Below are 13,817 nucleotides of genomic sequence, written 5' to 3'. Positions count from 1 at the left end.
GGCATCTTTAATGACAAATATATTGCGAGATAAACAAAGCAAATTTGTGATGATGTGGCTAGTCTGCATGATCAGTCTCGCTTTATGTTTGCACTTTAATGAGCATGTAACTGTAAATGAATTTCAGAGACACGTTTCAATTGATGCAATTCACTCTCACCATCATGAGATAAGTCAACAACATTCACATAGTCACCAAGATAATTACTATGAACATTTTGTTGGCTATGACGCACTTAAATCGACCGCTTTAGCCCATCTCTTAAAGGGGATATCGATTCTAGATTGGTCAAAAGAATATGTTTATCTGATGGTGAGTCGTATTTTTAAACCGCCCAAAAAGTTAATGGATTTTCAATTCATTTTAAATTTTGGAGTTTGATATACATGCAAATTATTGCTTCACACATTGTGAAATTAAGTGCTTACATAAAGCTATTACTTGCTTTATTCATTACATTGGTAAGTCCTACACTTTTTGCTCATGGAGTAGCAGAAGGTGATAAGGGCTATATTCAAGAAATTTATGGCGTTCAAGTAATTCCATTCATCTATTTGGGTGCGAAGCATATGGTCACTGGATATGACCATCTATTATTTCTTGTTGGCATTATCTTCTTTTTATATCGAATGAAAGATATCGGCTTATACGTCAGCCTATTTGCACTTGGGCATTCGATTACGATGCTGGTAGGTGTTTATTACAACATCTCGATAAACGCCTACATCATCGATGCAATCATTGGTTTTTCAATTGTTTATAAGGCTCTTGATAACTTGGGGGCTTATCAACGTTGGTTTGGTTTTCAACCAAACACGAAAATCGCGACTTTAATTTTTGGTCTGATTCATGGTTTTGGACTCGCAGTAAAAATTCAGGAATATGAAGTTCCGAGTGATGGACTGTTGGCAAATTTAATCTCATTCAATATTGGGGTTGAATTAGGTCAGTTTATGGCTCTGTGCATCATCTTGTTATTAATGACGTTTTGGAGAAAGACACCTTATTTCTTTAAAACAGCTTATCAAAGCAATGTCTTCCTCATGTTTCTCGGTTTTTTACTTGTTGGCTATCAACTTACTGGCTTCATTACTCAATAAGGATCTAAATTATGTATAACGCTGAAATTCCAAAAGATATCGAATTACCTTCATCAAAAAAGTTAATTAAATCAAAAGCAATTGCTGCCGTAAGTGCTGTTGTTGTGCTAGTTACCTGTGTCATGCCTGCGGAGTATGCAATTGATCCGACAGGTATGGGTAAAGTGCTTGGTTTAACGAAAATGGGAGAAATCAAACAATCACTAGCTGAAGAGTCGGAAAATGGTATCAATGCTGCACAGGCAGTGAATAGTGTTGAACAAATATCAGTGGAAACTTCGACTCAAACGGCAGCTGATAATGCTCAAATGATTATGCCTGCTATTAATAAAGAGAGCATTAGTATTGAGCTTAAACCGGGCCAAGCAACCGAAGTGAAACTGACAATGCCACAAAGTGCAAGTGTCAACTTTGATTGGAAAGCAGTAGGAGGCGGTCTTAACTATGATACTCATGGTGATCCAGTGAATGCTCCTAAAGGGTTCTATCATGGCTATGGTAAAGGAAAGAATGAGACAACTCAGCAGGGCGTCTTAAAGGCAGCTTTTGATGGCAAACATGGTTGGTTCTGGCGTAACCGTACTGAAAATCCAGTGACTGTAACTCTACTTGTAGAAGGGCAGTTTAGTGAAATGAAGAAAGTCTTTTAAGTTTTGATCAATCTCCTTGGAATAATATTCCAAGGAGATTCAATTGCTAAAGAAGTCAGGTTCTAAAAGGAATCCATAAGATGCTAGAAGTACTAAAAAACACAACATATCGGCATTTGTTTTTGGCCCAAGTAATAGCGCTAATCGGAACGGGGTTAATCACAATCGCCCTAGCTTTACAGGCATACGATATTGCAAAGGGAGACGCAGCCCAAGTTCTCGGTATTGCATTGGCAATTAAGATGATTGCTTATATCGGTGTAGCACCTATAGCATCTGCATTTGCTGAGAGATTACCAAGAAAACAAGTATTGGTTGGACTAGATGTTATTCGAGCATTAACAGCATTGTGTCTACCGTTTGTGACGCAAATTTGGCAAATTTATATTCTCATTTTTATTTTGCAATCTGCTTCTGCTGCATTTACACCAACATTTCAGGCAATGATTCCAGATGTTCTTCCTGAAGAAAAAGACTATACCAATGCTTTGTCATTGTCTCGCTTAGCCTATGATTTGGAAAATATTATCAGTCCAATGCTGGCAGGTTTCTTACTCACTGTCATGAGCTACCATAATCTGTTTTTAGGAACAGTATTGGGTTTTATCGGTTCTGCTTTGTTTGTAGTAAGTGCAAAATTACCAGTTGCCAAAGTACCTGAATTTAGAGGTGTTTATAGTCGTATAAAGCAGGGAGCTAAAATTTATTTTAATACGCCAAGACTTAAGGCTTTGCTTGCTTTAAATCTAGCAATTGCATCGGCGAGTGCGGTTGTGATTGTAAATACTGTTGTACTGGTTCAATCGACATTTAAACTTACTGAAAATGCAACGACATGGGCATTTGGTTTATTTGGTCTTGGATCAATGTTATCGGCTTTTGTTTTGCCAAAGATATTGGATAAATTTCCTGATCGATCAGTTATGTTGACTGGTACAACAATTCTTGTAATCGGGCTGTTAAGTGGTTATTTCATTACATCCTATAATGGTTTGCTTGCACTCTGGTTTGTACTTGGTATTGGATATTCTGTTTCACAAACACCTACAGGCCGTTTAATTCGCAAGTCTGCATCGAGTGAGAATAGAACGTCATTGTTTGCTGCCCAATTTGCTTTCTCTCATGCTTGTTGGTTAATTACTTATCCATTAGTTGGATGGTTAAGTACCAATATAGGCACATTACAGACTTTTATTCCGATGGCTGTTATTGCGATTATTGCTCTCCTTCTTGCATTACGTTTATGGACAACTAAAGATGAAGATTTTCTAGCACATAGCCATGATGATTTACCCGCAGACCACGATCATGTGGTTCAGCACCAAGTCAATGGTGTACATGTGCATGAGTATGTGATTGATGACTATCATCAAAAGTGGCCTAAATAATTCTTTTCGACTAATGGCTTAGAAGTAACCCGTTTATTTGTTGTACAATTTCAAACTTGTTTTATCGTTCAATAAAAAAGGTGAACAACATGAAAAAACTAATCTTTGTATGTTTAATGGGGCTTGCGGTAACAAATGCTTTTGCTCATTCAGGTGGTACGGATTCTTCAGGCTGCCATACGAATAGCAAGACAGGGGATCGTCACTGCCACTAATGGTACAAAAAAGGAAGCTTAGCTCACTGCTGTCCCATAGTTAAACTTAAATAAAAAAACCTGAGTCCAAAGTAGTTAAAATATAAGTGCGAACAAACACTTCAACTACAAGGATTCAGGTTTTGTCACATCAGAATACCGTATTTCATCAATTACTCAAACCCATTCTAAGACAAGATTTTGAACGTCTGGCTAAACTGCACCACTCTGGGCAAAAATTAAGATCAGCCACCCGCTGGGATCAGTTTGTTGCCATATTGATGTCCCAACTTTCTTGTCGGCAAAGCTTAAGAGACATTCAATCCAATCTCGAATCCCAGCAGGAAAAGCTCTATCATCTTGGCGCGAAGAGAATTGCGCGAAGCACCTTAGCAAGACTCAACGAAGAACAGCCCGCCAGCCTGTATCAGCAATTGTTCACACAGCTGCTTCAGCGCTGTGAAAACTCTAAAACTGCACATAAATTTAGATTCAAAAATCCGCTGTATTCACTAGATGCCAGTCATATTGATCTTTCACTGTCATTGTGCGCATGGGCAAAAGTGCATGAATCCAAAGCCAGTATTAAACTCAGTGTTGGCTTAAATCACAGCAATACCATTCCTGAATTTGTAGCGCTTGGGGATGGTATTGAAAATGATATGGTGCAAGGCAGAGCATTTAAATTTCCTGCTGGCAGCATTATCGTCTTTGATAAAGGATATGTTGATTATCAATGGTTTGCTCAGTTGACACTTCAGAACGTCAGCTTTGTAACCCGGCTACGCCCAAAGACAGTTTATCAAGTTAAATCAAGCCGCAGCGTATTAGAGACTAAAGGGATTATTGCGGATGAATGTATTGAATTGAGCAGTGCGCATGCCAAGAAAAGAGGCGCACCTGAATTATTAAGACGTATAGAGTTTTATGATACAGATAAGAAAAGAACATTCGAATTTCTGAGCAACAACTTTCATCTGGCAGCATCCACCATTGCTGCAATTTATAAAGATCGCTGGAAGATTGAGTTATTCTTTAAAGCCATCAAGCAGAATTTAAAACTGAAGTCATTTCTAGGTCGAAGCCGCAATGCGATACAAACGCAAATATGGATTGCATTAATTGCCTATTTGCTGGTGAACTTCGCTAAACACATGGCACAAGAAGGATGGAGTGTTCAGCGTTTACTGAGAATTATTCAGGTCAATTTATTTGAAAGGAAACTTTTAAGGTCACTCTTTGTGCCTGATAAAAAATGGCGAAAACAAGAAGAACCTCAATTGAGGTTCTTCTTGTGATATTTGTGGGACAGCAGTGAGCTTAGCTTCCTTTTTTATTAAGAAATAAAACTATAAGTTTATGCACCAATATATAGAATCAAGCCACAGAATGCAGAGGCAAAAATCACATACATGACTTTGACTTCAAAATGGAACAAGGCGATGAATGCTGCAATTGCAATGAATGCGGCTTCATAGTTGAAAGAATGGTTGAATCCATTGGGCCATAAAACGTGATAACTGAAGAAGAGTGCTAAATTCAATATTACTCCTACAACAGCAGCAGTAATTGCAGTCAAAGGTGCAGTAAACTTTAATTCATTGTGTGTTGATTCAATCACTGGGGCGCCAGCTAGAATGAAAATGAAAGAAAATAGAAACGTAAACCAAGTAACAATGACAGCACCTAAGGCACCTGCTAAAAATACATGATCACTTCCTAAAAGTGCATGATTAAAGCCACCTAAAAATCCGACAAATGCAACAACCATAATCAGTGGGCCGGGTGTACTTTCACCTAGTGCTAAACCATCGATCATTTGTGTTGGACTCAACCAACCATAAAAATTTACAGCACCTTGATACACGTAAGGTAATACCGCATAAGCTCCACCAAATGTTAGCAGTGCCGCTTTAGTAAAGAACCAAGCCATTTGTGTATAGGCATGCTCCCATCCCAAGGTAAGAGTCAAACCTATAATGGGTGTAAACCATAAAATTGCACCGATAAATAAAATTTTTCCTAAGTGCTTCCAACTAAATATGGCATGTTCTGGGGTTGGAGTATCATCATCAATTAATGCTGGACCATAATCTTTTTTACCTTGCTGATGTGAACTTCCACCAGTAAAAAAGCTTGGATATTTTTTACTTGCCAAGTATCCAATGATTGCAGCGCTTAGAACAATTAAAGGAAACGGAAGGTTAAAGAAAAAGATAGCAACGAATGCAAGTGCAGCAATTGCCCATAAAAACTTATTCTTTAATGATCGGCTGCCAATCCGGTAAGTTGCATGAAAGACAATAGCAACAACAGCTGGTTTGATTCCATAAAAGAGACCAGCAATGATAGGAACATCACCAAACTTTACATAGACCCATGAAAGGGCGATCAGGATAAATAAAGAAGGTAAAACGAATAAGACACCAGCAACAATACCACCTATAGTCCTGTGCATTAACCAACCTATGTAGGTTGCTAATTGTTGAGCTTCAGGTCCGGGTAATAACATGCAGTAGTTGAGAGCGTGTAAGAAACGTTTTTCAGAAATCCAACGTTTTTGTTCAACGAGTTCTTGGTGCATGACAGCGATTTGTCCTGCTGGCCCACCAAAACTAATGAACCCCAATTTCAGCCAGAATAGAAATGCTTGCCAAAATGAAATTGACTGTATTTCTTGTTCTGGTTCTATAACAAGTTCTTGTTCCATGATTATTCTCTTGATAGGTTGGCATATAAGCCATCGAAAATGTGATTCGATAATGCAAATAATTGATCATCGTCACTTATCTGACTTCGAATTCCTTGAATAACTTTTTCAATACCGATTGCTTCGGGAGGTTCAATCCCACCTACATCAAGGTAATGAACAATTTCAGCGATTTTCTTTAATGCAGGTGTTTCTAGATCAAAACTATGTAAAAGAACTTCGAAGGTCACCCAATGATTGATATGACTGAAAGTTGCACCATCAAAATCGAATCCTAATGCCTCTTCTGGGCAGTCACTTGGCGTTTCTAACCAAATGAATGTTGGTGAGGTATCAATAAATGTCTTGATTAGCCATGCAGAAGCTAGGCGATCAATCCAAGGTCTTTTACGAGTTGCCCAAATTCTGTTTTGATAACTAGCTTTATCGAGAAGTTGAATATGAGCTTGTATTGCTAGTGGTTCATTCACTTCACCAAGACGTGCAATTGAAAGTTCTAAAGAGGAAAGCTCATTTAGAACCTGTGCTTGAGTTTCATCGGGGTAGTAGTCAATTTCTACAAGCGCATCGATACTTTTTCTTAATTTCCGGATTTGCTTGAGCAGCTCTTTCTTTTCATCTTTGGTCTGCCGATCTCTTAATTCAGACAGTTGTTTATAGAGAGCATCGTATTCTTCTTTCCGACTGAAAAAAGAAGCAAGCTCAAGATTTAAGGGTTGTTCTGCATGAAAGATATAAGCAGCCCCTTGTTCTGAGATAACATCATTAGCAATAGGATCAAACTTTTCACTATGGGAAATAGGGAGCAAATAGACGCCATCTCTTAGAATTGCTGCGCCGCTTGCTTTGAGAGATCGCCAGACTCTCATACGAGTGGTTGTATTCTGTGTAGGTAGCGAGGATATGAGCAAGGATATTTTCATGTAATATACTCAACTTATTTGTTTATTATATTACATTGCTTGTATCGTGGTACAAATATTAAGAACTGATTTCTTATATCAGGATAAATATTAAGACGGGCGGCAGACAAGCTTTGATTGAAGTAAAATTAAAGTTGAAAACTATTCGATGTGTTTACGTTACTGATCTATTGTGTTGAAAAAAGGCTCAGTCGTAGTTAGCTTGTAGAGATGGCAATTTCTATTTTGAAGATTATGTTAGATAGCTTTAAAAAGTTTATGCTTAAGTTGTATATTATTATTTTTAGAAATAATAATATCTTAGTTATTAAGCTATATTCATAGTCGAATTTTTAAAAGCTTAAAATAAATAATTGGGGATAATAATGCGCATTGAAAAAATTAAAGTAGAAGGTTTTAGGCTTCTTGAGAATGTCGAATTCGGATTGGAAGAGAATTCAACTGTAATTGTTGGACGTAATAATAGTGGAAAGACATCTTTTACCAGTATTTTTGATTGTTTTTGTGGTGAATCTGGAACAAGATTTCGGCTAGAGGATTTTTCAGTTTTATCACGAGAAAAATTTTTAAAAGCTAAAGAATTAAGAGAGGCGGGGGAAAGTTCAGAAGTAATATTCGAAACACTTCCTCGAATTTCTCTTATACTTACATTTCAATATAATAAACTTTCTCCTGATTTAGGTTCTCTATCCCCTTTTATTATTGATTTAGATGAAGACTCTACAACGGCTATTGCGCGAGTTGAGTATCGGCCTATTTTGAAAAATATGCATTTGCTTTTTGACCTTACCCCATCTTCCGCAGTGGTTGAACCTCGTACACATTTTTATAAAAATTTGAAGGGTAATTTGTCTAAAGCTTATGGGGTTCATGTAAGTGCAATTGATCCTACTGATAGTACAAATACGAGAGATTTTGAAGGCACATCTGCTTTAACAGCATTATTACAATGTAACTTTGTATTAGCTCAAAGAAATCTTGATAAAACAAAACTAGGGGATGCTGATGTAATAGGTAAATTGCTTAGTGAGCTATTTAAGACAGCTACAGCACCATCTGCTGCTGAGGCAGATCAAAATTTAGCTATAAGATTAAAGCAATCTGTTGAAAATATTGAGCATAATGTCCAACTCGACTTTGATGGCATGCTTAAAGAATTATTACCAGTTATGAACGTAATGGGATTTCCAAGTCTTAATGATACTGAGATAAGACCAGAGACATCATTAAACGTGGAATCATTATTATCAGGGCATACTAAGGTCGTTTATAGCGGAGTTGATGGAGTACATTTACCAGAAGGGTATAATGGTCTAGGAACCCGTAATTTGATTTACATGTTGCTACAGTTAGCAAGCTATCACAAAATCTATAGATCAAAATCAATTAGCCCCGCTACTCATTTAATATTTATTGAAGAGCCAGAAGCTCATTTACATCCTCAAATGCAGGAGGTTTTTATCAATCAATTAAATGTGGCTGTTCAAAAATTATCGGAAAATTATTCTAACAAAGATAAATGGAATATCCAGTTTGTTATCACAACACACTCCCCACATGTTGCGAATGCTGCAAAATTTGATGCTGTTAGATATTTTTATAATGAAATTCATAAGATAGAAAACGTACGTCAGACAAAGGTTAAAGATTTTAAGAAGGGGTTGAGTAGTATTTCTGTTAAAGATCAAAAATTTTTACATCATATGACCTTAACGAAATGTGATCTTTACTTTGCTGATAAAGCTATCTTAGTTGAAGGGACAACAGAACGTTTATTAATGCCAAAGTTATGTCAATTAGTTGATGAGTCTCTTGATGAACCACAAAAACTAGCCAGACAATATGTTACTTGTGTTGAGGTTGGTGGAGCACATGCGCATATTTTTTATCCACTCCTTGACTTTCTGGAGTTGAAAACGTTAGTAATCACTGATCTAGATTCAACAAAAAAAGGCAAAATAACTAAGAATGGAAAACAGGAAGATGCATGGGTGAAATGCCCAGTAGTTGATGGTCAGAATACATCTAATGCTGCCATTAAAAACTGGTTTTATCCTAAAGAAGTCGATGATACTGGTAAAGTTAAGAAAAAAGCTAAAAATGAGGATAGTCAAATTTCCCCGTCAGTCTTGATTGCTAAAACTGCTCAAGAGAAACAAATTAAGTTCCGTAGAATTGCATATCAAATACCAGAAGATCCAGAAACTAATATATGCGCTAGAAGTTATGAGGATGCTTTCATATTAGCTAATCTTTCTAAATTTGAATTACCTGAAGGACAAGATATTGCTGTTGCTGCTTGGGAAAAAGCACAAGGGCTTATTAAATCTGATTTCGCCTTAGAATATGCAATTCTAATAGAAGATTGGTCGGCACCAAGATATATCAAGGAAGGTCTAATTTGGTTATCTGAAATGGACACTATAAAAAAATCAAACTATGAATTAACTACAGGCGAATAAGTAGCATGAGTGAGATTCTAGACAATCCAGCAATAATTGCAGCTCAACTAGCTGAAGCAAAAATTAATGCAGCTATAAAAGCAGGACGAAGTTTCCGGCTAGAAGCTGGCGCAGGTGCGGGAAAAACATTTTCTTTAGTTCATGCTCTAAAATCCATTATTAAGGAGCGTGGTAGATCATTAACGCAAACAGGTAAAAAAGTAGCTTGTATTACTTATACGGAAGTTGCAAGAAATGAGATTGCCCAAGAAATTGAAGACCATCCAGCAATTTTAGTCGATACTATACATGGATTCTCATGGGCTTTTATGCGCCAATTTCAAAAAGCCATAAGAGAGATTCTTATTGAAGATGATTCAAGAAAAGAAAAAGTTGAACAAGGTGGTGGCATTGGGTCTAAATCAGTGGAATACGAGTTGGGCTTTTTTGGTGTTAATGATCAGAAAATTACACTGAGTCATGATGATATCCCAACGATGATGGCTAAATTACTAAGTAAAGAAAAGTTTCGGAAAATATTTAGCAATCAGTTTCCGGTAGTTTTTATTGATGAATATCAAGATACCAATCGCCAATTTATGGATGCTATTACAGAGTATTTCTTAAAACCAAAGGTGGGACCACTTTTTGGTCTTTTTGGAGACCATTGGCAGACTATTTATGGTAGTGAATATGAATTGGCAGAGTATCCAATCGAAGAGATTGCAAAGGGATCAAATTTTCGATCAGTTCCAGCAATTGTAGATATATTAAATAATTTAAGACTAGACTTACCACAAGCTGTCAGTTCGCCAGATGCAAAAGGTGAAGCTAGATTTTTTCATACTAATTCTTATAAGGGGAAACGAACAGATGAGAGAAGTTCTAAAGATGATTTACCAATAGATATAGCTCGATCTACTCGTACAAGTTTGATACAGAGGCTACAAAATGAGGGGTGGGATATTGAAAAAACTAAGATACTGATGTTAAGCCATAATGTTTTAGCATCTGAACAAGGATACCCTCAATTAATTAAAGTATTTGACGGACGTAATGATCAATTTGCTAAAAAAGAAGACCCTGTAATAAAATTTTTTGCAGAAATAGTTGAACCAATGAGTGTTAGCTATAGCTTATCAAATTATGGTGAGATGTTTAAAATCTTTGGCTCAAGGCCTGCAATAACGAAGCATGAAGATAAATCTTGTTGGCGACGGGATATGGATCAATTATTAAAACTAAGACAAGAGGGGACTATAGGGCAAGTGATAGATCATCTTAAGCAGACAAAACGTCCCTCCCCCCCAGATAGAGTGCTTAGACGAGACGATGAGCTTATTTCTCTAAGAAATTCACCTGACACGGAAATGTCTTCAACACTACTTCGTTATAATAAATTAAGAGAAATTCCATATAAAGAAGTAATCGAAGTTACAAAGTTTATTGAAAAGCAAACTCCATTTGCAACTCAGCACAGTGTTAAGGGGGCAGAGTTTGAGAATGTATTAGTAGTTTTAGGTGGTGGATGGAATAATTATAAATGGCCACAGCTTCTCGAGTTGCTTGAGACTAAAAAGTTGACTAATGCAAACACAAAAGGTTTTTATAGAGCTCGTAATCTTTTCTATGTATCGATTTCTCGCCCAATGACGAGACTGGCTGTGTTAGCTACTCAGACATTATCTGATACAGCACTTGTAACAGTGAATAATCTATTTGGAAGTGAGAATGTAATAGAATTAAGTTTAGATACATAGAGTTGTTTTCAACTTATGTATCTAACTTTTTAAACATATTTTTTGGGAAAAAATGAGCCTGTAAATTATTTTGTGTAAGTTCCATTTTTTATAAATGATCTTTTAATCGATCATCGAACTGAATCGTAAACCAATTCATTGCTAAACGCCAATTTTGAATTGGCATCGTCCATTTCTTCGCAGCATTTGATGTTGCTAAGTAAATGACCTTCTTTACTGAGTCATCAGATGAAAAGATTTTCCTTTTCTTCGTTGAATGGCGTATTACGCTATTCAACGACTCAATCGCATTTGTTGTATAAATTGCATGACGTATTTCGGCTGGATAGCTAAAGATCGTTCGGATATTTTCCCAATTGGCCCGCCAGGATTCTCCAATTTTGGGATACTGGTGATTCCATTGATCACAGAAGATGTCTAGGGATTTTAAAGCATTTTCCTCTGTACTTGCCTGATAAATCGCTTTCAGACCCGACGTAACAGCTTTGTAGTCTTTCCAGCTTACAAATCTCAGGCTATTGCGTACAACATGCACGATACACAGTTGAATATCAGTATGAGGGTAAACAGAGGCTATCGCGTCAGGGAAGCCTTTTAATCCATCTACACAGGCAACAAGAATGTCCTGTACTCCTCGATTTTTTAGCTCTGTCATGACTGACAGCCAGAATTTGGCACCTTCTGTCTGAGCAATCCACATACCCAGTAATTCTTTTTGCCCATCCATATTGATGCCTAAAGCAAGGTATACGGACTTGTTAATCACATTGGAGTGCTGACGGACTTTGACAACAATACAGTCAAGATAGACAACAGGATAAAGGCTATCTAAGGCTCTATTTTGCCACTCAGTCACTTGCTCAATCACAGCATCGGTAACTTTGCTGATGAGAGATGCTGACACATCGGCATCGTACATTTCTTTGAAGAAGGCTACAATTTCCCTATTAGTCATTCCTTTTGCATACAGTGAGAGGATTTGGTCATCCATACTGGTGATGCGTGTTTGGTGCTTTTTGATAATTTGTGGCTCAAATGAACCTTCTCGATCACGGGGAATATCTAAAGCCAGTTGTCCATCTTGAGTTGTAATGGTTTTAGAACTAAACCCATTACGGCTATTTGAGCCTTTCTTGGGCTGATGCTTTTCATAACCGAGATGGTCTGAAAGTTCAGTATTGAGTGCAGTTTCAATCATGAATTTTTTAAAGACTGCTGTCATTTGGTTTAAGTCTTCTGGTGTTTTTAGACCTTTAGCCAATTCGGCAGCCATACTTTTGATTGTTGCTTCATCCATGTGAAGTACCTTTTGTAATTATCCTCTGAAGGATAAATGAAAATTAAGTACTTACACAAAATTTAGAACAGTCCCGAAAAAATAAAGAATTTATACCTATACTATAGATTATTATTTTTATCCCAACTATCTACATGTTCAGCCCACCATTGCATCATCGTTTTACGATCATTTAACCATTGAGCATGATTGTACGATGCCCTTGTTTTATTATCTGAAACGTGGGCAAGTTGTAATTCAACCCAATCCTTATTAAAACCATTCTCATTAGCCACAGTGGATGCAGTTGCTCTTAGAGTATGCATCCTGAACTCTAATTTCATATTACTCAGGGCTGTATTCAATGTGGTTTTACCCATCATTTCCCCGTCTTCTCCTGCAAATATATATTCACTATCTGGATAAAGTGCAAATTGCTCTTTTATGATTTCAATGGCTTGGTCAGACAATGGTACAACATGCATTCTGTTCTTTTTCATATTGCGCTTGCCAGCCAAAATATCAGCCCTTGATACTGCTGGAATCGTCCATGTCTTATCTTCAAAGTCAATATATTCCTTTTTACCTCGACGTATCTCAATGCTTCTAAGCCATGTGTATATTGCGGCTTTAATAGCATTTCGTGTGCTAATTGAGCCACCGTATGCATTGAGCTTAAGCATAAGTACTTTTTTTTCAGACTCAGTTAATGGTCTGGCATGGGTTACATCTGGCTGTTTAATGTAACCCCTAAGAACATAAGTAGGATCTATAGAAATGCGTTTTGTGATAATTGCATATTCCATAACCTCACCAATGATTTGTCTTACAAAAATCCCTTTAACTTCTCCTGTGCCTCTTCCTGATTTTTTGATTCTTGCCATAGTGCTATCAAGCACAGTTTTAATATCAATAGAGTCAATCTCATGAATAGGTTTGTTACCAATAAGAGGGTAAACATCTTTCTCAAAATAACTGCTTCGGCGTTGTTCCCATTCCTTGGATTGTTGAGCTTTTCGGGAATTTATAAATTCACTTGCGACTAACCGAAATGTACCATTATTTGCTTTAATTGCTTCAAGGCGTTCATTTTTCTGGTGACCTATTGGGTCTACTCCTTTGGCAAGTTGCTCTCGATATTCAATAGTTTTTAATCGAGCATATGCTAAAGTAATTTCAGGATATTTACCGATTGTGAGCATTTTTGCTTTAGTAAGAAAGCGGTAACGATAACGCCAGAATTTGCTACCAGATGGGCGGACTTCTATACAGAGCCCTGAATGATCAGCCATGCGGTATAATTCTTCACGTGGTTTTAATCTTTTGATTTTTAAATCGTTCAGCATATGTTGTGAGTAACGCTATTTTTGAAAG

The 13,817-nt window shown here is 37.0% G+C and carries 12 protein-coding genes; 8 read left to right on the top strand and 4 right to left on the bottom strand.

Annotated elements, in window-relative coordinates:
• The first annotated feature begins 10 nt into the window (after positions 1–10).
• From EGS47_RS01815 to EGS47_RS01790, 6 genes are all read left to right on the top strand, one after another.
• On the top strand, positions 11–382 hold the full coding sequence (locus tag EGS47_RS01815) for a hypothetical protein (protein WP_004885566.1): 372 nt from the start codon (positions 11–13) through the stop codon (positions 380–382).
• Between the two features lie 5 nt (positions 383–387).
• Entirely contained in the window at positions 388–1,101 is a 714-nt protein-coding gene (locus tag EGS47_RS01810; RefSeq protein ID WP_004885567.1) for a HupE/UreJ family protein, read from the top strand.
• An 11-nt stretch (positions 1,102–1,112) separates the two neighbouring features.
• Positions 1,113–1,751 carry a hypothetical protein gene (locus tag EGS47_RS01805; protein WP_005003442.1) on the top strand — a complete coding sequence of 213 codons (639 nt, stop codon included), beginning with the start codon at positions 1,113–1,115 and terminating at the stop codon, positions 1,749–1,751.
• Between the two features lie 80 nt (positions 1,752–1,831).
• Entirely contained in the window at positions 1,832–3,139 is a 1,308-nt protein-coding gene (locus EGS47_RS01800; protein ID WP_125269132.1) for an MFS transporter, read from the top strand.
• An 89-nt stretch (positions 3,140–3,228) separates the two neighbouring features.
• Positions 3,229–3,354: a YHYH domain-containing protein gene (locus tag EGS47_RS01795; protein WP_016541229.1), complete on the top strand. Its 126-nt coding sequence runs from the start codon at positions 3,229–3,231 to the stop codon at positions 3,352–3,354.
• A gap of 122 nt (positions 3,355–3,476) precedes the next feature.
• Positions 3,477–4,631, top strand: a complete 1,155-nt coding sequence (locus EGS47_RS01790; RefSeq protein WP_005003123.1) for an IS4 family transposase — start codon at positions 3,477–3,479, stop codon at positions 4,629–4,631.
• Positions 4,632–4,690: 59 nt separating this feature from the next.
• Here the strand turns inward: EGS47_RS01790 and chrA are convergent, their stop codons facing one another.
• Both chrA and EGS47_RS01780 read right to left on the bottom strand, forming a co-directional pair.
• Positions 4,691–6,043, bottom strand: a complete 1,353-nt coding sequence (chrA, locus tag EGS47_RS01785) for a chromate efflux transporter (RefSeq protein WP_004885570.1) — start codon at positions 6,041–6,043, stop codon at positions 4,691–4,693.
• Between the two features lie 2 nt (positions 6,044–6,045).
• On the bottom strand, positions 6,046–6,966 hold the full coding sequence (locus EGS47_RS01780; RefSeq protein WP_004885571.1) for a chromate resistance protein ChrB domain-containing protein: 921 nt from the start codon (positions 6,964–6,966) through the stop codon (positions 6,046–6,048).
• Between the two features lie 365 nt (positions 6,967–7,331).
• Between EGS47_RS01780 and EGS47_RS01775 the strand changes: the two genes are divergently transcribed.
• Positions 7,332–9,428, top strand: coding sequence for an ATP-dependent nuclease (locus EGS47_RS01775; protein ID WP_005003443.1), 2,097 nt, complete (start codon positions 7,332–7,334; stop codon positions 9,426–9,428).
• 5 nt (positions 9,429–9,433) lie between these two features.
• The gene (locus EGS47_RS01770) at positions 9,434–11,167 is read left to right on the top strand and encodes a UvrD-helicase domain-containing protein (RefSeq protein WP_004885574.1); all 1,734 of its coding nucleotides are present in this window, start codon (positions 9,434–9,436) and stop codon (positions 11,165–11,167) included.
• A gap of 88 nt (positions 11,168–11,255) precedes the next feature.
• Here EGS47_RS01770 and EGS47_RS01765 read toward each other — a convergent pair whose 3' ends face one another.
• Together EGS47_RS01765 and EGS47_RS01760 are read right to left on the bottom strand one after the other, a co-directional pair.
• Positions 11,256–12,464 carry an IS256-like element ISAba26 family transposase gene (locus tag EGS47_RS01765; RefSeq protein WP_000343018.1) on the bottom strand — a complete coding sequence of 403 codons (1,209 nt, stop codon included), beginning with the start codon at positions 12,462–12,464 and terminating at the stop codon, positions 11,256–11,258.
• Positions 12,465–12,565: 101 nt separating this feature from the next.
• The gene (locus EGS47_RS01760; protein ID WP_004885576.1) at positions 12,566–13,789 is read right to left on the bottom strand and encodes a tyrosine-type recombinase/integrase; all 1,224 of its coding nucleotides are present in this window, start codon (positions 13,787–13,789) and stop codon (positions 12,566–12,568) included.
• Between the last annotated feature and the right edge of the window lie 28 nt (positions 13,790–13,817).

It is taken from the genome of Acinetobacter sp. FDAARGOS_515 (genome assembly GCF_003938865.1).
Taxonomy (GTDB): Bacteria; Pseudomonadota; Gammaproteobacteria; order Pseudomonadales; family Moraxellaceae; genus Acinetobacter; species Acinetobacter ursingii.
Note: the sequence above shows the minus strand (reverse complement) of the source record. Positions and strands in the feature narration are given on the sequence as shown.

Coding starts and splice junctions, on each gene's coding strand:
- EGS47_RS01815 (WP_004885566.1), top strand. CDS start 11: ATGACAAATATATTGCGAGATAAACAAAGCAAATTTGTGATGATGTGG.
- EGS47_RS01810 (WP_004885567.1), top strand. CDS start 388: ATGCAAATTATTGCTTCACACATTGTGAAATTAAGTGCTTACATAAAG.
- EGS47_RS01805 (WP_005003442.1), top strand. CDS start 1,113: ATGTATAACGCTGAAATTCCAAAAGATATCGAATTACCTTCATCAAAA.
- EGS47_RS01800 (WP_125269132.1), top strand. CDS start 1,832: ATGCTAGAAGTACTAAAAAACACAACATATCGGCATTTGTTTTTGGCC.
- EGS47_RS01795 (WP_016541229.1), top strand. CDS start 3,229: ATGAAAAAACTAATCTTTGTATGTTTAATGGGGCTTGCGGTAACAAAT.
- chrA (WP_004885570.1), bottom strand. CDS start 6,043: ATGGAACAAGAACTTGTTATAGAACCAGAACAAGAAATACAGTCAATT.
- EGS47_RS01780 (WP_004885571.1), bottom strand. CDS start 6,966: ATGAAAATATCCTTGCTCATATCCTCGCTACCTACACAGAATACAACC.
- EGS47_RS01775 (WP_005003443.1), top strand. CDS start 7,332: ATGCGCATTGAAAAAATTAAAGTAGAAGGTTTTAGGCTTCTTGAGAAT.
- EGS47_RS01770 (WP_004885574.1), top strand. CDS start 9,434: ATGAGTGAGATTCTAGACAATCCAGCAATAATTGCAGCTCAACTAGCT.
- EGS47_RS01765 (WP_000343018.1), bottom strand. CDS start 12,464: ATGGATGAAGCAACAATCAAAAGTATGGCTGCCGAATTGGCTAAAGGT.
- EGS47_RS01760 (WP_004885576.1), bottom strand. CDS start 13,789: ATGCTGAACGATTTAAAAATCAAAAGATTAAAACCACGTGAAGAATTA.